This window comes from Streptomyces sp. NPDC020597 (assembly GCF_044335095.1).
In the GTDB taxonomy this organism is placed as follows: Bacteria; Actinomycetota; Actinomycetes; order Streptomycetales; family Streptomycetaceae; genus Streptomyces.
The window spans coordinates 1-23695 of sequence record NZ_JBIRUL010000049.1; the positions used below are offsets into that span (position 1 = coordinate 1).

Below are 23695 nucleotides of genomic sequence, written 5' to 3' on the forward strand. Positions count from 1 at the left end.
CAAATACATCGCCGTCGACAAGATGACCCCCGAAGCCGCAGCCAAGAAGTGGGTCGACGCCAACCGCACCAAGGTAGACGCCTGGATCAAGTGACGGCAGGAACTCGCGTCCTGCGGCGGCGCCGTACCGCTCCCGGCAAGTCGTCCGCGTCCTCGTGGTGGAGGGCGCGGATCGGGGTACCTGGGCCGACATGGCATCGAATATCGATCACGCTGAATCCGTGTGTGCCGTGCGACAGTTGCGGCGCATCCGGCCCGTCTACGCGGGCGGCGCCGTCCTGTGGGCCGCGTCGGCGGGCTGGACGGGATGGGAGGAACCGGGGAGCCGTCAGATGTGGGTGTCGCTGCTCTTCCTCATCGTCTTCACGGGGCTGCTGTCGGTGACGTCCCTGTGGCTGGGCCGGCAGCGGCTCTCCCGGACGAGCGAGCCGGCGCACCATGCCGCGCCGCGCAGGACGGCCTGGCGCCGTCACGTCAACGCCTGAACCACCGGACGACGCGCTCGACTCGGGGCCGGCGCCTGCTGGAGGCGCCGGGGTTCCCTGCCGGCACAGGCGCCGGCCCCGAGCTGACCAGCCGCCTACCCGCGGGCGGGCCGGCGATACAGGCAGGTGTGTGTGCGTCGGGTGAGGTTGTCGCGCACATACGGGCTGGGGCGCACATACGGGTGGGGCGCACCTGTCCGGTGCGCCCCACCCGTATGTCCCACTCGTACGCCACGTCATGCCCGGCGGCGTGTGCCGGCCCGCTTTACCAGCGGTACCAGCGACCCCGTGCCCCGCCTGCTCCGGTCGAGCGGGCGAAGAAGCCGACCAGCCAGACCACGAGGACGATCACGGCGATCCACCATAGGGCCTTGAGGGCGAACCCGGCGCCGAAGAGGATCAGGGCGAGCAGAAGAACCAGCAGCAAGGGAACCATGGTTATCAACCTCCGTTCCGCCGTGTGCCCCGCCGCAGGACCTGCATGCCTCGATGCTTATCTTTTTCTTATCTGCCCTCGCGGACGCGCACCGGCCCGCCGCCCCCGCCCCGCCGGCGGACAGTGCCCCGTTCGAGGCCGCGTTCGAGGCCGCGTTCGGGGCCGCGTTCGGGGCAACCAGGGCCCCTGGGGCGGGAGTTGTCATACTGTTGAGGGATGGCGCTGCATCACCACAGCGATAACGCGTGGCGGGTGAGAGTGGACGACGAGCGCGGGGCGCCCTGCGGCGCCGGGGTGCTTCTCGACGACCGGCACGTGCTGACCTGCGCGCATGTCGTCCGGTACGTGGGAGCGCAGCCGCAGGGCACGGCGTCCTGCGTACGGATCAGGAGTGTGGCGTGCAGTCCGGAGTGGACGCGCACCGCGCGCGTCGTCCCCGGCTCATGGGTGCACGAGCACGGCACACGGCGCGGTGACGTGGCGCTGCTCGCACTCGACGAGCCGGCCGACTGCGCCACCAGGACCACCCTGTGGAAGGTGCCGATCTCCGGCGGCAGGGTGCGGGTGTACGGCTTTCCGCAGGCCGAGCCCTACGGCATAGGGACGGACGCCGAACTGGCCGGTTCCGGCGGCCGGGAGGGCGAATGGGGTCTGCTGAGGCAGATCCGCGCCGGCGACCCGTGGATCGAGGCGGGCTACTCCGGCGCCGGGGTCGTCGCGCTGGACGGCGAGTTCAAGGGCAGGGTCATCGGCATCGTGGTGGCCGACTACGTCAACGGCGACGCCCGGGCGGCCTGGATGCTGCCGACCGAGACGCTGCTGACGTACCTGCCGCGCATCCAGGAGTTCACCGGCGGCCACCGCACCGACGAACTCGGCCCGTCCGGCGGCGAGTTGCCCCAGGACGTCCTGCACGACCCGCTGCGCCTCGCGCTCACCCAGGAGCTCACCCGGCTGCTCGACGGCGACTGGTCGGGCACCGTGGCCGTCGGCACCGACGCCTCGGTCGGCGCGGGCTCGTCGTGGCTGGTGCGCCTGGTGCGCACGGCCGATCCGGCGGCCCGCGCGACCGTGTCCGACGCCGAGCTGACCGGCGCCCCCGGGGACACCGTTCTCGGGCTCGGCTCCATCGACGCGGCGTACGACGCCTGCGGCAGGTCCGTCGCGGAGGTCCGCCGGTACCTGACGGGCCGGTTCGGACTGCGCGCGGAGGACGACCGGGACGCGGTGCGCCGGCTGGCCCGCCGGCGGCCTCCCGCGTGCCTGGTGGTGGGCCGCGTCGACCGGGCCGCGGACCCGGAGGCACTCGTACGGGAGCTGCTGGGGCCGCTGGCCCGCCGGGCCCGCTCGAGCGGCCTGCGACTGGTCCTGGGCTTCGAGGACCGGCCCCCCGAAGACCTTCCCCATGACGTGTCCCTCGACCCGGCGCCCGTCGTCGGACCGGCGTCCGCGAGCGTCACCCCGGCCCAGGCGCAGACCGCGGTCGGACAGCTCGCCGCCGAGGAGGAGGCGGCGGCACGGCTGTGGGCGCGGTGGGGCGGAAAGTTCTTCGGCGCGCCCCGCCCGCCGCGCAGCGCGGCGCCCCGTCTGCGGATCCGGCTTGCCGTCGCCCGGACCACCGAACCCAACCCCGAGCTCACCGCGGTCCATGACCGGGCTCTCGAAGCCCGCGCCGAGGTCGCCGCCTTCGACCGGGCCCTGCGGCGGCTGGTGGAGGACCACGCGGACCTCGCCACGAGCCTCGAACTCCACCGGGTGCGCGCGGCACGGTTCTTCGGCGAGGAGGACCGGCGGCTCGCCGAGCTGCACGCGCCCGCGGCCCGCGCGCTGCAGACCGTGCCGATCGACCTCGCGGCCGCCCGCAGGCTGGTCCGGCTCCACACCGACGAGGTCAACCGACGGATCGACGAAGGGTGACGCCTTGCCGAGGTGCAACCGCCCCGACTGCGCCCTGGGCGAGATCGACGAGGACGGATTCTGCCCGGTGTGCGACCGGCGCCCGCTGCCGCCGGGCCACGCCGCCGCGCCCGACGCCGCGGCCCGGGAACCACGCGCCGGCGTGCCACGGGGCGTCGGCGTCGGTGTGGCGCAGGTGCGCCCGGACCCCTGGTACGGCCTCGGCCTGATCGATTCCGGTCTGGCCGCGGACCTCCCCGACCCGCCGTCTCCCGTCGCGGGTCCCGTCGCCGAGGAGCACCGGTTCTGCGCCAACCCCGTCTGCGGGCAGCCGGTGGGCCGGGGGCACGGCGGGGAGCGCGGCCGCACCGCGGGATTCTGCGCCGACTGCGGAACCCGCTTCGACTTCGCCCAGCCGCACGGCCTCACCATCGCCGGACGCTACGACGTCGAGCGGGTCCTCGGCTCGGGGGCCTACGGGGCGGCCTACCTCGCACACGACCGCAACCTCGAGACGAAGGTGGTCCTCAAGGCGCTGAACCGGTCGGTGGCCAGGACGGCCGAACACGAGCGGGACGTGCTGGTCGGGCTGCGGCACGACAGCATCGTCCGCATCCTCGGCTACGAACCCGAGGGACCCCACCTCGTGCTCGAGTACGTGCCGGGCGTCGCCCTGTCGGCGCGCGACGGGGACCGGCTCGAGACGCTCCTCGCGCACGGAGTCCGCATCCTCCAGGCGCTCGACTACCTGCACGCCAGGGGGCTGCTGCACTGCGACGTCAAACCCCTGAACGTGATCCGGTTCCGGGAGGAGGGATCCGCGGGCTCCGCCCCGCCGCTGGACCGGGTCAGGCTCATCGACTTCGGCGCGGTGCGCTCCCAGGAGCAGGCCGGGCCGATCGTCGCGTACACCAAGGCGTACGCGCCCCCCGAGGACGACCCGGAGCACGTGCGTCCCACTCCGGGATTCGACCTGTACGGCCTCGGCATGACCTTGCGGGAGGTGTGCCGCGCGCACAGCGCGGACCGGGCGGCGCCGGGGGTTGACTCGCTGATGCTGCTGCTCGACCGGGCCACCGACGTCGTCGTGCCCGAGCGGCGATTCGTTTCGGCACGCCAGTTCGGCGAGCAGCTCAGCGGAGTGGTCCGGCAGATCGTGGCGGCGCCGCCGGCCGGCCGGCAGGTGGCCCGGCCGTCGGCGCTGTTCGGCTCGATGACCGAGCCCCTGCACGGCGGGCTGGGCACGGCGCGTCCCCTCGAGCACTGGGTCCGGGCGACCGTCACCGCGGACGCCCTGCTGACCATGCCCGCGCCGTTCTCCTGTCCGGGCCCTCGCGACATGGCGGGCGCGCTGCCCACGCCCCTGTCCGACCCCGACGATCCGCGCATCGGCGACGCGGCCGGAAACGCGCTGGCCGAGAGCCGGCTCGCGCTGCGCCGCGACGACGTCACCCGGGCCGCACAGGCGCTGACGCACGCGGGGCTGCCCGACTGGCACTGGCTGCACGCCTGGTACTCGGGCCTGATCGCGCTGGCCCGCGAGGACGTGCCCAGAGCCGTCGGCCACTTCACCGAGGTGCGCCGGGCGCTGCCGGGGGAGCTGATCCCGCAGCTCGCGCTCGGCCTGTGCGCCGAGTTCCGTGACGACCACGAGGTCGCCCACTCGCACTACGGCACCGTCTTCGAGACCGCGCCCGCGCTCGGCGCGGCCGGTTTCGGACTGGCCCGGGTGCACCTGCTGTCGGGCCGGCGCGCGGAGGCGGTGGCCACCGCGGAACGACTCGCCCAGGAGTTCCGCTACGAGCGCGAGGCGCGGGTCGCGGTCGTCCGCCTGCTCGTCACCGTCCCCGCCCGGCGGACGCCGCCCGCCCCGCCGACGCGGGACGACCTGGGAGCGGCCCGTGCGGCGCTGGCCGGCCTCCACGCCGACGACGCCTCGGCCGCCGGTCTCGAGGCGGAGATCCAGTACGCCGAGTTCCTGCGCGCCCACGACCGGCTGCGGCTGTCGGAAGCGGTCCGCGGGCTGGGCGCGCACGCTCCCACCGAGCGCGCCTACGTGGCCCTGGTGGACCTGGCGAACCGGCTGCGCCCGGCCCTGGACTGGAGGTGGCCGGCGCTCCGCCGTGGTTCCCGTCGTTCCCGTGTCGAAGCGGGACCCGACACGCTAAGCTCCTGAGTCGCTACGCACGGGCATGCGGAGATGCGCAGGCATCACGGGGACACACGGGACACAGTCGGGTGGTGCCGGTGGGGGACAGGCCGCCGTTGACAGGGCTCAGCTTCGAAGTGGACGTGGACGCACCCGCCGACCTGGCGCACGACGAGACGCGCGCCGACGCCCTCGTCACGGTCCGGGCCCGGCCCGTCCCCGGGCGCGCGACGCGGACGCAGACCGCCGAGGTCCTCATCATGGACCGGTCGCTGTCCATGGCCGGGCACGGCAAGCTGGACGAGGCCAAGCGCGCCATGTGCGCGGCCGTCGACGTTCTGCGGGACGGGACCCTCCTCGGGATCGTCGCGGGCCATCACGAGGCCGAGGTCGTCTTCCCCGCCACCGGCGGCCTCGCACCGGTCGACGCCGACGCCCGGCAGGAGGCCAAGAGCCGGATCATCGGTCAACTGGCCGAGGGCGGCACGGCGATCGGCCGGTGGCTGGCCTGCGCGGACCGCCTCTTCGCGTCGGTGGCCTCGCCCGCCGTCGTACGCCACGCGGTGCTCTACACGGACGGCAAGGACGAGCACGAGACGCCCGAACAGCTGGGCGGCGTCCTGGAGACGTGCACCGACCGGTTCGTCTGCGACGCGCGGGGGCTCGGCGAGGACTGGAACTACGCGGAACTGCTGAGGATCACCCAGGCCCTGCACGGAAGCGCGCAAGCCGTCGTCGCCGCCTCCGACCTCGCGCAGGACTTCACCCGGACCATGCGGCAGGCCCAGCGCATCGTCGTGCCCCGCGTCTACCTGGGCCTGCGCCTCAACAGCCGTTTCCGGCTGGGATTCGTCCGCCAGACCCGCCCCGTACAGGCGGAGTTGACGGCCCGTCGCCAGCATGGCGACGAGATCCACGTCCCCCTCGGCTCCTGGCCGCCGGAAACCCGCCAGTACCAGGTGTCCCTGCGCTTCGATCCCGACGCGCTGACCGTCGAGGAGGACCTGCGCGCCGCCCGCGTCACGCTGCACGCCGAGCAGGGCGACGGGACACGCGTGCCGTGCAGCGAGCCCCGGGCCATGGTCGTACGGCGGCGCGGGACACCCGGGTTCGGCATACCGCCGTCCGCCGACCTCACCCGCGTGGAGAACGAGCACGAGCTGGGCATGGCGATGCGGGCCTGCGCCGACGCCTGGCAGAAGGGGCGGCACCAACGCGCCGACCGGGAACTGCGCATCGCGCTACGGCTCGCCGCCGAGCTCGGCGACACCGCGCGCCTGCGGCTGCTGCGCTCGGTGTCGGTCACCGGCCCCGACGACCTGCCGCACCTGCGCCGCGACGTCTCCCGGGGGCAGGTGCAACGACTGGGACTCGACTCGACCAGGACCGTGACCCCGCCGGTCGACGCGGTCCCCTCACCGCCCTTGGACGACGCCGTCCGTCTCTGCCCCCGGTGCGGCACGAGGCCGTCGACGCGTTCGGCGACGTTCTGCGAGGAGTGCGGTCACCGCCTCGACGCGCCGGCGCACGAGCCGGACCGCGGGACGGACGGCGGGCCGGTGGACGCCCCGTGAGCGCCCCGGCGGGCCGGCCCCGGCGTTCCTTCCGCGAGAGGGCGTCCGACGGACGCCGGCGGGCGCGCGCGATCCACCCCGTCACCGTGCTGCGGTGGCTCAGGGCGGGCGTCCTCGCCATGGTGGCGGCCACGGCGCTGCTGTACCTGCTGGTGTCGGCCCGGGCCGGAGAGCAGATGGCCGCCGCCAGACGCACCGAGGCGGCGGTCGAGGACATCGAGCAGGCGCGCGGTACGGCAGTGGCGGCGGAGGCGGCGCTCGCGAAGGTCGCCGCCACCCGGCAGGTCACGCTGATCGGGACGGGCACGGAGTTCGCCAACGACACCGCGCGGGTGAACACACTCGTCACCTCGGCAGCCGCGGGCAACGCGGCGGGCAACCGGGGACGCACCCAGTTCGAGTACGTCCAGGGCCAGTTGACCACCTGTCTGCAACTGGCCAACACGGCGGTGCGCGACTACGCCCGCAGCGGGCCCGGCGTCCTCGACGCCGCCCGGCTGGCGCTGACCGCCCCACGGGCGAAGGATCCGCGAACGGGGGAATGGATTCCCGGCACGGGCGGTCTCACCGCCTCCCTCACCGACCTGAAGGACCTGCAGAACGAAGCCCTCGACGCGCAGAAGGAGTCGCGCTGGCTGAACCCGGTCTACGTCCGCTCCCTGCTCGTCGGGCCGACGGCCGTGATGCTCGTGTGCGTCCTGGCGACCGGGCACGTCGTCGCCCGGCGCTTCCGGCGCTTCGTCGGCCTGCCACTGGTCGTCGCCCTGGCCGCCACCGCGGCGGTGGGCGTCACCGCGAGCCGGCTGAGCCGACGCGACACCCTGGCCCTGCACCAGACCCCGCTCCTCGGGCACTGGCTGACCACCACGCTCACGCTGGGCCTCCTCGCGGTCGCCGCGGTGCTGGCCTACCTCGGCTACCGGCCCCGTCTGGCCGAGTACAGGTTTCCGCGCCCATGAAGAAGACGCCGACGGCGCGGCTCGCGCGCTGTGTCCTGGTCCTCGGCCTGTTGCTGGCCGCGGCCGGCTGCGGAGGCGGGTCCGGGCCCGAGCGGGTGACGATCATGATCCCGTGGTCCGGTGACGAGTTCCAGGCCTTCCACGCGGTGCTGACGGAGTTCGAGAGGGAGACCGGCATCCAGGTGGACGTCCAGGTCACCCGCGCCCTGACCCAGCAGCTCGACGCCGCCGTGACGGCCGGGGCGCCGCCCGACCTCGCCATGCTGCCGAGCGTGGGAGCCGTCCACGGCTACGTGCAGCGGGGGAAGGGGAAGGAGCGGAGGCTGCAGCCGCTGGACGTGCCCACCGGCGCCTATCTGGAACCGTTCCGCGGGCTGGCCACGGTGCGGGGCGAGGTGTACGCCGTGCCCGTCAAAGTGGACGTCAAGAGCCTCGCCTGGTTCGCGAAGGCGGCGACCGGCCCGTCGGCGCCGCCCGATCTCGACACACCCGGCATCTGGTGCCTGGGACTGGAGTCCGGACCCACCTCCGGCTGGCCGGGCGCGGACTGGATCGCGGACATCCTCCTCGCCCGGGCCGGCGTCGACTTCTACACGAAGTGGCTGACCGGCGGCGAGAGATGGAGGTCCCCCCAGCTCGACGAGGCGTGGACCACGTGGCGCGCCCTCATGGGCTCCGGCGTGCGGGGCGCGGCCGTCCGCAACTTCGGCGAGGCGGCCGCGGGGATGACCACGAAACCCCCCAGGTGCTCCCTCGCGCACGGCGCGCTGTCCGCCATGGGCTTCGACGAGGGACACGACCACGACTTCGTGACCTCCTCCCCGACACGCCGGCTGGAGGTCTCGGCGGACTTCGTCGGCATGTTCACCGACGACAACCCGGGCGCCGAGGCGTTCATCGCCTTCCTCGCCGGGACGAGGGCCCAGCAGCTGTGGGTGGACCAGGAGGCGGGCGCGGCCTTCTCCGCCGACGGTCACGTCACCCGCTACGCCACCTCGACGCAGCAGCGGATCGCCGGGATGCTCCGACCGCACTCCGGCTACACCCTGTGCTTCGGCGCGGCCGACGCGATGACGCCCGACGTGTCGGCCGCCTTCTACCGGGCCGTCCTCGACTACGCGACCGGCGCGACGAAGGACCCCGACCGGTTCCTCGCGGATCTCGACGAGGTCCAGGAGAAGCTGGGGAGTTCTCCCGTGCCCCGCGAAAAGCTCTGCGCCGGCCCTCCTCAGGTCAGCGGGTCACCAGCAGACCCCGGCCGCGCAGGACCCGTCGTTCCAGCGGGCTGAAGATCAGCAGGTCGATGGCGATGCCGACGAGCAGGATCAGGAAGATGGCCATGAACACCTGCGGCATGCTGGAGTTGCTGCGTCCGTTCTCCAGCAGCTGGCCGAGACCGACGCCCAGGTCGGGCGAGGAGGCGATGATCTCGGCGGCCATCAGCGACCGCCAGGCGAACGCCCAGCCCTGCTTCAGACCCGCCAGATAGCCGGGGAGCGCCGCCGGCATCACGATGTGCCAGGCCCCGCGCAGCCCGGTCGCGCCCAGGGTGCGGCCGGCCCGCAGGAACAGCGGCGGGATCTGGTCGACGCCCGCCACGAGGCCGTTGGCGATGGAGGGCACCGCGCCGAGCAGGATGACGGCGTACATCATCGAGTCGTCCAGCCCGAGCCAGATCACGGCGGGCGGCACCCAGGCCACCGACGGCAGCGACTGCAGTCCCGACAGGACGGGGCCTATGGCCGCCCGGACGAACCGCACCCGTGCGACCAGCAGACCCAGCGGGGTGCCGATGACGAGCGACAGCAGGAAGCCGAGCAGCCCGCGCGAGACACTGGTCCAGATGTAGTCGAGCAGGGTGCCCTGCAGCCAGGCGTTGCGGATCTCGCTCCCCACGTCGGCCGGCGAGGGCAGCTTGTAGTCGGGGGCGACCTCGAACCACACCAGCAACTGCCAGACCGCCAGGACCAGGACGACGGCGGTGACGGGCGGCAGCACCTTGCGCAGCAGGGTCTCGCGCAGCGGCGTCCGACGCGTCTGCACCGTGTCCAGCGCGTCGAGTCCGGCCTCGAGCCCGGTCAGGTCGTGCGGGTCCCCGGGGCGTCCGTCTCGCGGGTGACCGTCCTCGTCGACGGCGACGCCGCTGTCAGTGCTGGCCATGTCGGCGGATCTCCCTACGCAGTTCTTCGGTGATCTCGACGGACAGCTCGGCGACCGCGCTGTCCTCGATGCGGCGCGGCTGCGGAATGCCGATCGTCCACTCGCGGGCGACGCGTCCCGGCCGTGAGGACAGGAGCACCACCCGCTGGGCGAGGCGCACGGCTTCGCGCACGTTGTGCGTGACGAAGAGGACCGACAGTCCCGTCTCGCGCCAGATACGGGTCAGTTCGTCGTGCAGCACGTCACGGGTGATGGCGTCGAGGGCCGCGAACGGCTCGTCCATCAGCAGCAGCCGGCTGTCCTGGGCGAGGGCACGGGCCAGGGCCACGCGCTGGCGCATCCCGCCGGAGAGTTCGTGCACGCGCTTGCCGTGCGCGCCCCGCAGTCGAACGAGGTCGAGGAGCCGTTCCGCCTCCTGACGGCGTTCCGGTGCGGCGACTCCCCGCAGTTTGAGGGCGAGTTCGATGTTCTTGCCCGCGGTCAGCCACGGGAACAGGGCGTGTTCCTGGAACATCAGGGCGGGCCGGCCGTCCGTGGCGATCGAGCCGGCGGACGGCCGGTCCAGTCCCGCGACCAGGTTGAGCAGCGTGGACTTGCCGCAGCCGGAGGCCCCCAGGAGGGTGACGAACTCGCCGGGTGCGACATCGAGGGTGATGTCGTCCAGCACGAGCTGATGTCCGCCGGGAGCGCCCGGGGCGGGAAAGGACTTCGAGACGTGCGCGATACGGGCGGCGTGGGTCACCGCCGTGGCGTTCTCGGCAGCCTGGGCGATCGTGGTGGCCATGGTCGTCACCTCCTGGGAGCTGTTCTGTTGTGTGGGTTCGGGCTACTGGGCGCCGAGACCGGCGTCGCTGACCTCGGGCTTGCCCGCGGCCTTGAGGACCTTGTTCAGCGGCGCGAGGTCGTAGATCCCCTTGAGGTCGGGCTTGTCCAGCAGACCGGCCTTGACGGCGTGCTGAGCCTCGGTGTCGAGCGTGGCGGCCAGCGGGTCGTCGAGGAAGGTGACGGACTTCCAGGCCGGGTCGAGGACCTCGGCGGGCAGCGCCTTGCCCGACAGCTTCTCCAGCGCCGTGTTGGCGGACGCCTTCGCCTTGTCGGGGTTGGCGTTGATCCACTCGTTGGTCTTCACCGAGCCGCGCAGCACGGCCTCGACGACGTCCGGGTGCTCCTTGAGGAACTTCTGCGACACGATGATGTTCGTGATCACGAACTGGTTCTTCGGCCACAGCGTCGACTCGTCCAGCAGCACCTTGGCGCCCTCGGCGACCAGCTTGGACGCGGTCGGCTCCGGCACCCAGGCGCCGTCGATGGAGCCGGACTTGTAGGCGTCCGGGGTGATCTTGTTGTCCGTGCGGACGACCGAGACGTCGCCCTTGCCGCTCTGCGCGTCGACCTTCCAGCCCTTCTCCGCGATCCAGTTGAGGAACGCGACGTCCTGGGTGTTGCCGAGCTGCGGCGTGGCGATCTTCTTGCCCTTGAGGTCGTCCAGGGTCTTGATCTTGTCGGGGTTGACCACCAGCTTCACGCCGCCGGACGCCGAACCGCCGATGATGCGCAGGTTCTTGCCCTTGGACTTGGTGTAGCCGTTGATCGAGGGGGAGGGGCCGATCCAGCCGATGTCGATGGAGCCGGCGTTCAGCGCCTCGATCTCGGAGGGGCCGGCGTTGAAGGTGGACGCCTTGATCTTGGTGCCGCCGAGCTCCTTCTGGAACAGGCCCTCCTGGACGCCCACCAGCGCGGTGGCGTGCGTGAGGTTGGGGAAGTAGCCGATGCTGACCTCGTCGGCGGACAGCTTCTTGGCGTCCGCCGCCACCGCGGTCTGCTTGCCGCCGTCGTCGTCGGTGGCCTCGGAACCGTAGCCGCAGGCGGTGAGCAGGAGAGGCAGGGCGGCGAGGGCGGCGATGGCGCGCAGTGTGGCGAGCGGTCTTGCGGCAGACACGGCAGTGTCCTTTCAGGGAAGCGGAGAGAGCGGGGCGTTACGGGCGGTCGGGACGACGGTCTTCCGCGTGCACCGGCACGCCGCGCCTCGGCCGCCGGTGGCAGAGGAGCCGTGGCGGGCGGGGCGACGGAGCGCGCGGGGAGTGGGGGGAGCGGCGAGCCGGGGTGTCCGGCGCGCGGATGCGGCGGCCGGACGGGAAGTCAGCGCTGATGCGGAGAAGTGCAGCTGCTGTGGCGTCAGAAAGGCCGACAGAAGGCGCTGGAGGTACGGCCGAAGTCGATGTGACGGCGCGAGGTCAGCAGGGGCAGCGCCCGGCCGGTGCGGTCGAACGATCTCATGGCCACCCCCTGATCCCTAGTATTCCTACCTGGCTGATAGGGATCGTGGCAGAAGCTCGCGCTTCCCCCAAGGGGGTGTTCGTATGATGGACGGCCTTATCTCGCCCATTGAGACCATGTCTCTCGGGCGGTGTGTGTGCGGCCCGAGTCCGAGCCGAATTGCGCAGGTCAGGCGGGTAGTACGAACGGAGGGTGCGTGCCGTTGAGGAAATAGTCCCCGACGTCGCGCAGACGGTGGGACACCGGCTCGTGCAGGGTGTGGGCCCGTGCGTTGCGCCAGAAGCGGTCGAAGCCCAGCCGCGAGGAGGCGGAGCGGGCGCCGATGATGTCGAGGGCGCGTGTGGTGCACTCCTGAGCGGCCCTGGCGGCGGCGGCCTCGGCGACGGCAACCAGGACGGACGCCTCCGCGCACTCGTCGTAGGAGAGGTTCGCGCCGCTCGCCAGTGCGCCTTCCACGGCCGTGAGCGCCTGACCGGCGAGCGCGGAGGCGGAGCGGGCGAGGACGGTCAGCTCTCCGTACGCACTCAGTACGTGCGGGTCCTGCGAGGCGCCCGCCGGCCAGGCGGGATGCCAGGGGGCCTGCCCCGCCCTGCGGTACTCCCGGGCCTCGGCGAGCACCCCCTCGGTCAGGCCCAGCAGCAGCTGCACCGAGAGGAGGCGCCCGACCGGCGACGCCAGCGCGAGCGCGGGGGACAGGACGTCTTCGTCGGCGGACAGGGAGCCCAGTACGTCCTGGGCGTCGACCGGCACGGCGTCGAACGCCACCGCGCCGCCTGCCGCGAGCCGCTGACCGAACGCACCGGCGTCGCCGTCGCCGTCGGTCCGCACCCGGTGGTCGGCCGGATCGACGACGACGGCGAGCGGTTCACCGGTGTCCGACCGTACTGCCCGCACGGCGATGCGGTCGGCGACCAGAATCCCCGAGGCGTAGCTCTGGCAGCCGTCCAGTACGTACCCCTGGGCCGATCCGGTCAGCGTCAGGGGCGGTTCCCGGCGGGCGAGGCCGCCGCCCCAGCACCAGCCCTCCGCCACGGACTGCCGCTCGACCTGCGCGGCGCGACCGGGCTCGGTGAGCGATCGGGTGCTCCATCCCAGGAAGTAGTGACACCCGAGGAGCTGGGCGATCGCGCCGTCGGCGGCGGCGATCTCCCGGACCACCGCGTAGGCCGTGCTCCAGTCGGCGCCGCCGCCTCCCTGCCCGGCCGGGACCAGCAGTGTCAGCAGTCCTGCCTCACGCAGCCGGGACACCTCGTCGAAGGGGACCTTGCCCGCCTGCTCCCTGGTCACCGCGTCCGTGGCCAGGTCGTCCGCCGTCTCGCGGGCCACGCGCAGCCAGTGCGCACGGCCGGGCGCGGTCCGGTGGTGCGGGGAGGCGGGTGCGGACGGCGCGGTGGCAACGCCCATGACGGCGGTCTCCTCGGGGTCGGCGACGGATGCGGCGGCGGGGCGCGGGCATCACGTCCGGTTCGGTGGCGCGGGCATCACGTCCGCGTGGTGGTGCGGGGCTTTCGGGGCGTGCGCGGAGCGCAACGGGCTTCCTGCCGCGTGCGGTTCACCGCATGGGTGGCGTGTGCATCATCCTGCGCATCAGGCGGCCGGGCCGTCAATGCTTTCCTAGTTATCCGATAGGAAATATAGGGAAGTCGCGTCCTGTGAGGGCGGCGAAGGGCGGCGAGCGTCACGCCGGGGCACGTCCGAGCGGCGCACGCCACGCCGTCGGCACCAGGCAGGTCCGGCAGGTCCGGCATCCGGGCAGTGGTTGACGAGAGGCGGGATGTACTGCTCAATTGACCGCATGAACGCCGAGCAGCGCCTGGTCACCCGCGACCACATCGACTTCGGTCGCGTGTGGTCCGCAGCGTGTTGCGCCTGACGCGGCAGCGGGCTGTCTGACCGGCCCTTCCGTCCCTCGGTGACCCCTTCGCGACCCGAGTGCGTCCCTGCGTGACCCGTCGTCCGCACACGCCGGTACAACACCCCCGACCCGCGCACCGACAGGCCCGCGAGGCCTGAAACGCGCCTGCGCCGCACCATCGCACCCGAGGCCCTGTCCCGGCGCCGTCACCCTCGCTCACCCTGTTCACCCCTGCCCTCCCGCCGTGCCCCGAAGCGCCGTCGCACCCGGCTGCGCCGAGGAGCGCACCGCCGTGCCCGCGCGCTGTCCGCGGCCCGGCCCCGCAGGACGTACCGCACTCGACGAAAGGCCGACTCCCATGCCCGTGGAGTTCCTTGGCATCGCCGCCACCAACGACGGCTCCGAGACCACAGCGCGTTCCGGCGCCGCCTTCGACAAGGAGTACACGCTCAGGCTCGCTCGAGCCCACGAGGACCACGACTGGGACCGGGTGCTGTTCGCCTACGGTTCCGGCTCCCCGGATCCCGCGCCGGCCGCCGCCTACATCGCGAGCCGGCTGGAGCGCCTCCAGATCCTGCTCGCCCACCGGCCCAACGTCTCCTACCCGACCTTCGCGGCGAAGACGTTCGCCACCCTCGACCGGATCAGCGACGGCCGGCTGACCGTCCACTTCATCACCGGTGGCAACGACCACGAGCAGGGCCGTGAGGGCGACACGCTGTCCAAGGACGAGCGCTACGCCCGCACCCGCGAGTACATCCGGATCGTCAAGAAGATCTGGACGACCCGCGAGCCCTTCGACCACGAGGGTGAGCACTACCGCTTCCACGACTTCGTCAGCGACGTCTTCCCGGTCCAACAACCGCGCCCGGGAGTCTCGTTCGGCGGTTCGTCGGCCGCCGCGTACCGCGCCGGCGGAGCCGAGGCCGACGTCTACTGCCTGTGGGGCGAGCCCCTGGCGAAGACCGCCGAGCAGATCGAGAGCGTGAAGGCCGCCGCGAAGGCCGCGGGCCGCACCGACGTGCCGCGCATCCAGGTGGCGTTCCGCCCGATCATCGCCCCCACCGAGGAACTCGCCTGGGAGAAGGCCCATCGCACGGTCGGCGCGATCAAGGCCCGCCGTGGCAACGGCGAGCCGGTCACCTGGCGCCACAACGGGCAGGCACAGCCGCAGAACACCGGCTCGCAGCGGCTGCTCTCCATCGCCGAGGCCGCAGAGCGCTACGACCGCGCCCTGTGGACCCCGACGGCCGCCGCCACCGGGGGCGCGGGCAACTCCAACGCCCTCGTCGGCACCCCGGAGACGGTCGCCCGGGCACTGCTGGACTACTACGACCTCGGCGTCGACATCCTCTCCGCGCGCGGCTACGACCTTCTGGGCGACGCGATCGACTTCGGCCGGCACGTGATCCCGATCGTTCGCGAGGAGGTCGCCAAGCGCGACGCCGAGCGCGCCCGGCGCGGCCCGCAGACCCTTGCGGCGGTGGGGCGATGACCTCCCTCGCACCGCTCCCGTCGACGTCCCACGAGCCGACGGTCGTGCACGTGACCGTGTCCGACCCTCGCGTGGAACCGCTGCTGCGCGAGCTCGGCGACGAGTACGCCACGCGCTACGGCAGGGACGCGCACGCCGAACTCGCCCGCTACCCCGACGAGGAGTTCACCCCCGACCACGGCGGGATCCTGCTCCTGCTCCTCGAACAGGGCGAGCCGGTCGCGGGCGGCGCCTTCCGCCGCTACGACCCGACGACGGCCGAGCTGAAGCGCATCTGGACCCACTCCGCGCACCGGCGGCGCGGTCTGGCCCGACGCGTCGTCGCCGAGCTGGAGCGCGAGGCGGCCGCCCGCGGTTACCGGCGGATCCACCTGACCACCGGCCCCCGTCAGCCCGAGGCCCGCGCCCTCTACCTGACGACCGGTTACACCCCCCTCTTCGACACCGAGGCCGACCCGGAGACGATCGGCCCGCTGCCCTTCGAGAAGCACCTGCCGGCCGGTACGCACCGACGATGGGCGGCGGGGCCGTGACCGCCCGCCGCGTCCGATCCCGTGCGCGCGTCACCGCCGCCGCAGGTCTGCCGCCGCCCCTGCCGGCGCCCACCGCCTGCGGAAGGTCGAGGCACACGAGCGGATCCTCCGGAAACGAGGGGCCGGCGCCTCCGCGATCGACGCGTCGCGGATCAACCCACCCGAGCACATACGAGAGTTGAGCAGGACACCACGATGGGACTCATCACCCGGTCCGCCGCCGCGCCTCCCGGCGCCCCCGCGCACGGCCCCGGCCCCGACCCCGGAGCATCCCTTCCCGAGGACGACCCGGCCTCGCTCACGGTCGTCCCCGCCCGCCACCACGCCCGCTGGGCGGCGGCCGTCGCCGTGACCGTGCTGCTCGCACAGTTCCTGCACGGCCTGGCGACCAACCCGGTGTGGGAATGGAACGTCTTCGGCGACTACTTCCTGTCCGAGACGATCGTGCAGGCCGTATGGGTGACGCTCCAGCTCACCGCCTACGCCACGGTGCTGGGCTTTCTCCTCGGCACCGTCCTCGCCTTCATGCGGCTGTCGCGAAGCCCCGTGCTGCAGACCGTCGCCTGGACCTACATCTGGATCTTCCGCTCCATCCCGATGATCGTGCAGCTGGTGTTCTGGTTCAACCTGAGCGCGCTGTACAAGGAGTTGGGCCTCGGCGTCCCCTTCGGGCCGGTCCTGTGGTCGGTCGACACCAACAGTCTCATCGGCACCATGGGCGCCGCCGTCATCGGACTGACCCTGCACCAGGCCGCCTACGCGGCCGAGATCGTGCGCGGCGGCGTCATCGCCGTCGACCACGGCCAGCTGGAGGCCGCCGCGGCGCTGGGCATACCCCGGCTGCGGCAGATCCGCCGGATCGTGCTGCCGCAGGCCATGCGGGCCATCCTGCCCACCGCCGGCAACGAGATCATCGGCCTGCTCAAGGGCACCTCGGTGGTGTACGTGATGTCCATCGGCGAGCTGTTCTACCAGGTGCAGGTGATCTACGGCCGCACCGGACGGGTGATCCCGCTGCTGCTGGTCGCCACCGCCTGGTACGTGATCCTCACCTCCTTGCTGTCGGTCGCCCAGTACTACGTCGAACGGCACTACGCCCGCGGCGCCGACCGCACCCCGCCGCCCACGCCCCTGCAGCGGGCCCGGCGCTTCACGCGCGCCCTGCCCGCCGCCGCCGCCCGGCGCGACCGGCCCGTCACCGCCCTCAACCCCCTGGGAGACCCCCGATGACGGAAGCGACGGCGGACGCCGACGAGCTGACGGCGGCCGTCGGCAGCGCCACGCGAGCCACCGGTGTGATGGTGGACGTCCGCGGCGTCCACAAGAGCTTCGGCGCGCTGGACGTGCTGCGCGGCGTCGACCTCCAGGTGCGCGCCGGAGAGGTCACCGTCATCCTCGGCCCGTCCGGCTCCGGCAAGTCCACGCTGCTGCGCACCATCAACCACCTGGAGAAGGTCGACCGCGGCTGGATCGGCATCGACGGAGAGCTCGTCGGCTACCGCCGCTCCGGCGACAAGCTGCACGAACTCAAGGAGAAGGACGTCCTGAAGCAGCGCACCCACATCGGGTTCGTCTTCCAGAACTTCAACCTGTTCCCGCACCTGACCGTGCTGGACAACGTCACCGAGGCCCCAGTCTCCGCGCTGCGCCGCCCCCGCAGGGAAGCCGAGGAGACCGCTCGCCTGCTGCTCGCCCGCGTCGGACTCGCCGACAGGACGGACGCCTATCCGCGCCAGCTGTCGGGCGGCCAGCAGCAACGCGTGGCCATCGCCCGCGCGCTCGCCCTCGAACCGAAGGTGCTGCTGTTCGACGAACCGACCTCCGCGCTCGACCCGGAACTCGTCGGCGAGGTCCTCGACGTCATCAGGGGTCTGGCCGGCAGCGGCACCACCATGATCGTCGTCACCCACGAGATCGGCTTCGCCCGCGAAGTCGCCGACACCGTCGTGTTCATGGACGACGGCGTCGTCCTCGAACAGGGTCCGCCGGCCGCCGTGCTGGACCACCCGCGGCACGAACGCACCCGCGCTTTCCTCTCCAAGGTCCTCTGACCCCCCCGCATCCGCGCCCCGCCCTCTTCCTCCGCAAGCAAGGAGCACGATCATGTCCCCCTCGTTCACCCGCCGCACCGCCGCAGCCGGACTCGGACTGGCCGCCGCCCTCGTCCTCGCCGCGTGCGCCAACCCCCAGGACGGCGGCACGACCGAGGTCGCGGCCACGCCGGGCGCCGGCACGAAGATCAACCTGAGTCCCGACCAGAACCGCGTCACCACCGGCAAGGTCGACGCCATAGCCGCCGAGGTCCCGGAGCAGATCCGCAGGAGAGGCACCCTGGAGATCGTGAGCTCCTCCGGCTCCGCGGCGCCCCTGACCTTCTACGCCACCGACAACAGGACCGTCATCGGCGTCGAGCCCGACCTCGCCCACCTCGTCGCCCAGGTGCTCGGCCTGAAGCCGCACATCAACACCGTCTCCTGGGAGAACATCTTCGTCGGCCTCGACAGCGGCAAGTACGACGTCGGCATCAGCAACATCACCGACACCGAGGAGCGCAAGGAGAAGTACGACTTCGCCCCCTACCGCGAGGACAATCTGGGCTTCGAGGCGAAGAAGGGCAGCGGGCTGGAGGTCGACGGACCCGAGGACGTCGCCGGCCGGACCGTCGCCGTGGGCAGCGGCACCAACCAGGAGAAGCTCCTCGTCGAGTGGAGCAAGGACAACGTGAAGGCCGGCCGCAAGCCGGTGAACATCAAGTACTACCAGAACGAGAGCGACACCTACCTCGCCCTCCAGTCCGGCCGCATCGACCTCTACCTCGGCCCCAATCCGACCGCCGCCTACCACGCCGCCACCACCGGCAGGACCGAGGTGGTCGGAACCTACTCCGGCGCCGGCGCCACGCTCCAGGGCCTCATCGCGGCCACCACCAAGAAGGACAACGGCCTGGTGAAGCCGCTCGCCGACGCGATCGACGAGATCATCCGCAACGGCGCCTACGCCAAGGTCCTCAAGCGCTGGGGCCTGTCCGACGAGGCCGTGACCACCTCCGGGATCAACCCGCCCGGACTGCCCAAGACCAACAAATAGCGTTCACGGCCCACTCGGGGGCGCCACCCCGCTCCCGCCGCACACCTGCGCACCACGATCCACACCCGCCCCATGCTCGCGAAGGGTCCGCCATGGCCACCGTCCTGTCCGTCTCCGGAAGCCCGTCCCCCGCCTCCCGCACCGCCCGCCTGCTACGCCACCTGGACCGGCGGCTCACCGCCCAGGGACATGACGTGATTCCCCTGGACGTCCGCACCATCCCCGCCGAAGCGCTCCTCGGCGCCGACTTCCGCCACCCGGCGATCGTCGAGGCGACCGAGCTGTTCGACCGCGCCGACGGCGTCGTGATCGGCACGCCCGTCTACAAGGCCGCCTACTCCGGACTGCTCAAGTCCCTGCTGGATCTGCTGCCGCAGTACGCCCTGGCCGGCAAGACCGTCCTGCCCCTGGCGACGGGCGGGAGCACGGCACACGTCCTGGCGATCGACTACGCCCTGCGCCCGGTGCTCAGTTCCATGGGCGCCGCGCACATCGTCCAGGGCTGGTTCACGCTCGACAAGGACATCACCGTGTCCGACGACGGGACACTGACCGTCGCACCGGGCACAGGTGAGAGCCTGGCCCAGGTCGTCGACCAGTTCTCCCACGCCCTCGGCAGCCGCAGCGCCCTCCTGGCGGCCGCCGTATGAGCACCGCGGGCCCGGTCTCCGCCGATCTCCGGCGACAGCGGTTCGGCGCCGGGCGGCCGCAGCAGAGCGAAGACACACATCCGCCGACGACCGACGAAGGGCGTGAGTCCGCGTGAGCCTCACCTTCCACTGGTTCCTGCCCACCAGCGGCGACAGCCGGCACGTGGTGGGCGGCGGCCACGGCGCCCCGCTCACCGCGACCGGCGGCGACCGCCCGCCCAGCGTCGGCTACCTCACCCAGATAGCCCGCGCGGCCGAGGACCTCGGCTTCACCGGAGCGCTGACCCCCACCGGCGCCTGGTGCGAGGACGCCTGGCTGACCACCGCCATGGTCAGCCGGCACACCGAACGGCTGAAGTTCCTCGTCGCCTTCCGGCCCGGCTTCGTCTCGCCCACGCTCGCCGCCCAGATGGCGTCCACCTTCCAGCGGCAGAGCGGCGGCCGGCTGCTGCTCAACGTCGTCACGGGAGGGGAGAGCCACGAGCAGCGCGCCTACGGCGACTTCCTCGACAAGGACGCCCGCTACGCCCGCACGGACGAGTTCCTCCACGTCGTCCGGGGGCTCTGGGACGGCACGACCGTGAACCTGACGGGCCGGCACATCCAGGTGGAGGAGGCACGGCTGGCCCGGACGCCCGAACCCCGGCCCGAGATCTACTTCGGCGGCTCCTCGCCCGCCGCGGGAGCCGTCGCCGCACGTCACGCCGACGTGTATCTCACCTGGGGCGAGCCCCCGGCGGCGGTGGCAGGGAAGATCGCCTGGATCCGCGACCTCGCACAGCGGCAGGGGCGCACCGTCCGCTTCGGCATCCGACTGCACGTCATCACCCGCGACACCGCCGAGCAGGCCTGGGCCGAGGCGCGGCGACTGCTCGACGGCTTCGACGCCGAGACCGTCGCCGCGGTGCAGGCGGGGCTCGCCCGCAGCGAGTCCGAGGGCCAGAAGCGCATGCTCGCCCTGCACGGCGGAGGGCGCGACGGACTGCTCCTGTACCCGAACCTGTGGGCCGGCATCGGCCTGGTGCGCGGGGGAGCGGGCACGGCTCTGGTCGGCAGCCACTCCGAGGTGGCCGAACGGATCGCCGAGTACCACCGCCTGGGCATCGACGAGTTCGTGCTCTCCGGCTACCCGCACCTGGAGGAGGCCTACTGGTTCGGCGAGAACGTCCTGCCGCGTCTCGCCGAGCAGGGCCTGTGGAACCGCGCTGCGCCGACGCGGCCGGACGCGGACGTCCCGCTCGTCACCGGCGTGCCCTTCGCGGGCTCGGCGACGCGGTGAGCGGCCGGAGCCCCTCCGCTTCCACGATGTGAGACGCTCCGGTGAGTCGGCGGACGGTCCTCTTGACGGCGCGCGGCGGCCGCCCGACACTCCAGAGGAGGGATTCCTAGTGAATGGGTAGGGAACAGATGGAGCGTCGCGCGGAGTCGCCCGCCGACCGTGCCGAACGCGCGGGCCGACCGCCCCTCCTGCTGACCTCTCGCCGCCACATCGATCTCCTGCGGGTCTGCAGCGCGACAAGGTCGATGCGCTGAACCGCCGGCGCCCACCGGCGCCGCACCCCGTCGAGACCGGGCACGCGCCGACGCCGCCGCGTGCCCCTCAGCCCCATGTGCGCTGCCCCGTCGCACTTCTGAGAACCAGAAGCCGGCCCCGGACCCAGGGAGACCCATGCCCGCCGCACCCCTGCCCACCGTGCCGTCCCTCTCGTCCGCCCCGCCGCTGCGGGGCAGGATCGGCTGCCATGCCGGCAGCGGCTACTACGCCGCGCCACGCCGCTACCGCCTCCACCTCTCGCCGTCCTGCCCGCACTGTCTGCGGATCGCCGTGACGCACAGCCTCCTCGGGCTGGAGCAGACCCTCCCGGTGGTCCTGCTGCCGGCTGTGCCGGACAGCCCCGACGGCGGACACTCCGCTCTGCGCCCGCTGTACGAGGCCAGTTCGCACCGGCACCCCGGACCGGCCGCCGCGCCCGTGCTGAGCGACGACTGGAGCGGACGGATCGTCAGCGCCCACGCCCCGGACATCCTCCGCGACCTCGTCGTCCACTTCGACGGCCACAGCCACGGAGACGGTTCGGACCGGGCCGCCCTGCGCCTCCGCGGCGCGGAGCGCGAGATCGAGGCCGTCGCCCGCCTCTGCGAGCAGCGCATCAGCGAAGCCGCCCAGCGGGCGGGGCAGGCAGGCGGCGACGCGACGCAGCGACGCAGCGCCCTCGGCTCACTGCTGCGCGTCCTCGGTTCGCTCGAACGGCGGCTCGCCGAAGGGAAGTTCATCCTCGGCGACGCCCTCACCGTCGCCGACGTACACCTGTGGGTCACCCTCGTGCAGCTCGACACCGTTCACCGCCTGCACCTGGACGCCGCCGCCGTCCACCGCATCGCCGAGCACCCGCACCTGTGGTCCTATGCGCGCCGTCTCGCCGCCCACCCCGCCTTCGGCGCCCACCTCGACCTGGACGGCATCGCCCGCCGGCACCACGCCCACTGCCGGGGACTGGAGGCCGCGGGAGCCGCCGTGCAGATCCTGGACTGGGCCGGCCACATCCCCCGGCCCGCCCCGGACCGTTCCCTTGATCACGGGCCGACCGGTTTCACGCAACCGCAATACGCCCTCCACCTCCGCCCGTCCCCCTCCGCCTAGGCTGCCAGGACACGAGGCCCACACCGCCACGGCCGCGCCGGCGTCCGAGGGCATGCAACCAGCCACACAAGAAGCGGAGGTGACGGCATGTCACGTGCCACCCCCGGGTCCGCCCCGGCTTCGACGACGTGCCGCACGCACGGCCGCGTCAGCCTGCACTCCCGACGCCACATCGACCTGCAGCGAGTGGCCGCAGCCCTCTGTCTCTCCTGACCTGTTCCCACCGCCGGCCCTCCCCAGCGAGGGCGCTCCCGCACGGTCGACCAGGAAGGCGTTCCTCTCGTGTCCGCACCACCCTCTCTCCACCTCGCCGTGGCACTCGACGGCGCGGGCTGGCACCCCGCCGCATGGCGCGAACCCGGCGCCCGCCCCCGCGACCTGTTCACCGCGGGCTACTGGGCCGACCTGGTCACCGAGGCAGAGCGCGGCCTCATCGACCTGGTCACCTTCGAGGACTCCCTCGGCCCGCAGTCCTCGCACCCCACCGAGCCGGACGAGCGCACCGACCAGGTGCGCGGCCGGCTGGACGCGGTGCTCGTCGCCGCCCGCGTCGCCCCCCTGACCCGGCACATCGGACTGATGCCGACCGTGATCGCCACCCACACCGAGCCGTTCCACCTGTCCAAGGCGATCGCCACCCTCGACCACGTCAGCCACGGCCGCGCCGGCCTGCGCATCCAGGTCTCCGCCCGCCGCGACGAGTCCGCGCACTTCGGCCGTCGCACCATCCCGGCGCTGCGCCCCGAAGACCGGGACACCCCGAAGGGACGCCGCCTCGCCGCCGAACTCCTCGACGAGGCCGCCGACTACGTCGAAGCCGTGCGCCGCCTCTGGGACAGCTGGGAGGACGACGCCGAGATCCGCGACGTCGCCACCGGACGCTTCATCGACCGGGAAAAACTGCACTACATCGACTTCGAAGGCAGCCGCTTCCACGTCAAAGGACCCTCGATCACGCCCCGTCCGCCCCAGGGGCAGCCCCTGGTCGGCGCGCTCGCGCACGGCGCCGCGCCGTACCGACTGCTCGGCCGCTCCGCGGACATCGGTTTCGTCACCCCGCACGACACCGACGACGCCCGCCGGATCGTCGCCGAGATCCACGCCGCACAGGCCGAGGCCGGGCGCGCCGGCGAACCGCTGCACGTCTTCGGCGACCTGACGGTGTTCCTCGACGACGACGCCGCCGCGGCCGAGGCCCGCAAGGCCAGGCTGGACGATCTCGCCGGCGCCCCGTACACGGGCGACGCCGACGTGTTCACCGGCACGCCCGCACACCTCGCGGACCTGCTGCTGGAACGACGCCGCGCCGGACTGAGCGGCTTCCGGCTCCGTCCCGGCGTGCTCGGCCACGACCTGCGGCAGATCACCCGGGGCCTGGTGCCCGCCCTCCAGCGCCGGGACGCTTTCCGGCGCGTCTACGAAGCGGACACCCTGCGCGGGCTGCTCGGTCTCGCGCGCCCCGCCAACCGCTACGCCACCGCCTGACGCCGCAGGGAGC

Annotated in this window: 21 protein-coding genes; 16 read left to right on the forward strand and 5 right to left on the reverse strand. The window is 72.7% G+C overall.

Annotated features, from left to right (window positions below; all coding sequences use genetic code 11):
* Positions 1 to 221 precede the first annotated feature (221 nt).
* Positions 222 to 485, forward strand: a complete 264-nt coding sequence (locus ACH4ZA_RS38535; protein WP_398433680.1) for a hypothetical protein — start codon at positions 222 to 224, stop codon at positions 483 to 485.
* Between the two features lie 265 nt (positions 486 to 750).
* Here ACH4ZA_RS38535 and ACH4ZA_RS38540 read toward each other — a convergent pair whose 3' ends face one another.
* Positions 751 to 921 carry a DUF5670 family protein gene (locus ACH4ZA_RS38540; RefSeq protein ID WP_107448531.1) on the reverse strand — a complete coding sequence of 57 codons (171 nt, stop codon included), beginning with the start codon at positions 919 to 921 and terminating at the stop codon, positions 751 to 753.
* A gap of 216 nt (positions 922 to 1137) precedes the next feature.
* On the opposite strand from ACH4ZA_RS38540, the gene ACH4ZA_RS38545 reads away from it, so the two are divergent.
* The 5 genes from ACH4ZA_RS38545 to ACH4ZA_RS38565 all read left to right on the forward strand — a co-directional run bounded on the left by ACH4ZA_RS38545 (position 1138) and on the right by ACH4ZA_RS38565 (position 8788).
* Positions 1138 to 2838 (forward strand): serine protease, encoded by a 1701-nt coding sequence (locus ACH4ZA_RS38545; protein WP_398433681.1) that lies wholly within the window; start codon positions 1138 to 1140, stop codon positions 2836 to 2838.
* A gap of 4 nt (positions 2839 to 2842) precedes the next feature.
* Entirely contained in the window at positions 2843 to 4993 is a 2151-nt protein-coding gene (locus ACH4ZA_RS38550) for a tetratricopeptide repeat protein (protein WP_398433682.1), read from the forward strand.
* Positions 4994 to 5109: 116 nt separating this feature from the next.
* Positions 5110 to 6540: a VWA domain-containing protein gene (locus ACH4ZA_RS38555; protein WP_398433683.1), complete on the forward strand. Its 1431-nt coding sequence runs from the start codon at positions 5110 to 5112 to the stop codon at positions 6538 to 6540.
* Positions 6537 to 7499: a hypothetical protein gene (locus ACH4ZA_RS38560; protein WP_398433684.1), complete on the forward strand. Its 963-nt coding sequence runs from the start codon at positions 6537 to 6539 to the stop codon at positions 7497 to 7499. Before ACH4ZA_RS38555 ends, ACH4ZA_RS38560 begins: the two co-directional genes overlap by 4 nt.
* Complete coding sequence (locus ACH4ZA_RS38565; protein WP_398433685.1) at positions 7496 to 8788, forward strand: extracellular solute-binding protein; 1293 nt, start codon at positions 7496 to 7498, stop codon at positions 8786 to 8788. Before ACH4ZA_RS38560 ends, ACH4ZA_RS38565 begins: the two co-directional genes overlap by 4 nt.
* Here ACH4ZA_RS38565 and ACH4ZA_RS38570 read toward each other — a convergent pair.
* From ACH4ZA_RS38570 to ACH4ZA_RS38585, 4 genes are all read right to left on the reverse strand, one after another.
* Positions 8733 to 9659: an ABC transporter permease gene (locus ACH4ZA_RS38570; protein WP_398433686.1), complete on the reverse strand. Its 927-nt coding sequence runs from the start codon at positions 9657 to 9659 to the stop codon at positions 8733 to 8735. The two genes, ACH4ZA_RS38565 and ACH4ZA_RS38570, sit on opposite strands and share 56 nt — an antisense overlap.
* Positions 9646 to 10443, reverse strand: coding sequence for an ABC transporter ATP-binding protein (locus tag ACH4ZA_RS38575; protein WP_398433687.1), 798 nt, complete (start codon positions 10441 to 10443; stop codon positions 9646 to 9648). Before ACH4ZA_RS38575 ends, ACH4ZA_RS38570 begins: the two co-directional genes overlap by 14 nt.
* 42 nt (positions 10444 to 10485) lie before the next feature.
* Entirely contained in the window at positions 10486 to 11598 is a 1113-nt protein-coding gene (locus ACH4ZA_RS38580) for an aliphatic sulfonate ABC transporter substrate-binding protein (protein ID WP_398433688.1), read from the reverse strand.
* A 506-nt stretch (positions 11599 to 12104) separates the two neighbouring features.
* Positions 12105 to 13340 carry an acyl-CoA dehydrogenase family protein gene (locus tag ACH4ZA_RS38585; protein WP_398433689.1) on the reverse strand — a complete coding sequence of 412 codons (1236 nt, stop codon included), beginning with the start codon at positions 13338 to 13340 and terminating at the stop codon, positions 12105 to 12107.
* 809 nt (positions 13341 to 14149) lie between these two features.
* Between ACH4ZA_RS38585 and ACH4ZA_RS38590 the strand changes: the two genes are divergently transcribed.
* The 10 genes from ACH4ZA_RS38590 (at position 14150) to ACH4ZA_RS38635 (ending at position 23682) form a co-directional block, all read left to right on the forward strand.
* Positions 14150 to 15286, forward strand: coding sequence for an LLM class flavin-dependent oxidoreductase (locus ACH4ZA_RS38590; RefSeq protein ID WP_398433690.1), 1137 nt, complete (start codon positions 14150 to 14152; stop codon positions 15284 to 15286).
* Positions 15283 to 15819: a GNAT family N-acetyltransferase gene (locus tag ACH4ZA_RS38595; protein ID WP_398433691.1), complete on the forward strand. Its 537-nt coding sequence runs from the start codon at positions 15283 to 15285 to the stop codon at positions 15817 to 15819. The genes ACH4ZA_RS38590 and ACH4ZA_RS38595 overlap by 4 nt, the downstream gene beginning before the upstream one ends.
* 195 nt (positions 15820 to 16014) lie before the next feature.
* Positions 16015 to 17049: an amino acid ABC transporter permease gene (locus ACH4ZA_RS38600; protein ID WP_398433692.1), complete on the forward strand. Its 1035-nt coding sequence runs from the start codon at positions 16015 to 16017 to the stop codon at positions 17047 to 17049.
* 68 nt (positions 17050 to 17117) lie between these two features.
* Positions 17118 to 17870 carry an amino acid ABC transporter ATP-binding protein gene (locus tag ACH4ZA_RS38605; RefSeq protein WP_398433706.1) on the forward strand — a complete coding sequence of 251 codons (753 nt, stop codon included), beginning with the start codon at positions 17118 to 17120 and terminating at the stop codon, positions 17868 to 17870.
* 52 nt (positions 17871 to 17922) lie between these two features.
* A complete protein-coding gene (locus ACH4ZA_RS38610; protein WP_398433693.1) occupies positions 17923 to 18906 on the forward strand; it encodes an ABC transporter substrate-binding protein in 984 nt (327 codons plus the stop codon).
* 92 nt (positions 18907 to 18998) lie between these two features.
* Complete coding sequence (gene ssuE, locus ACH4ZA_RS38615) at positions 18999 to 19556, forward strand: NADPH-dependent FMN reductase (protein ID WP_398433694.1); 558 nt, start codon at positions 18999 to 19001, stop codon at positions 19554 to 19556.
* A 112-nt stretch (positions 19557 to 19668) separates the two neighbouring features.
* On the forward strand, positions 19669 to 20835 hold the full coding sequence (locus ACH4ZA_RS38620) for an LLM class flavin-dependent oxidoreductase (RefSeq protein ID WP_398433695.1): 1167 nt from the start codon (positions 19669 to 19671) through the stop codon (positions 20833 to 20835).
* 390 nt (positions 20836 to 21225) lie between these two features.
* A complete protein-coding gene (locus ACH4ZA_RS38625) occupies positions 21226 to 22197 on the forward strand; it encodes a glutathione S-transferase C-terminal domain-containing protein (RefSeq protein WP_398433696.1) in 972 nt (323 codons plus the stop codon).
* Between the two features lie 87 nt (positions 22198 to 22284).
* Positions 22285 to 22410, forward strand: coding sequence for a putative leader peptide (locus ACH4ZA_RS38630; protein WP_398433697.1), 126 nt, complete (start codon positions 22285 to 22287; stop codon positions 22408 to 22410).
* A gap of 69 nt (positions 22411 to 22479) precedes the next feature.
* Complete coding sequence (locus ACH4ZA_RS38635; protein WP_398433698.1) at positions 22480 to 23682, forward strand: LLM class flavin-dependent oxidoreductase; 1203 nt, start codon at positions 22480 to 22482, stop codon at positions 23680 to 23682.
* The last annotated feature ends 13 nt before the right edge of the window (positions 23683 to 23695 follow it).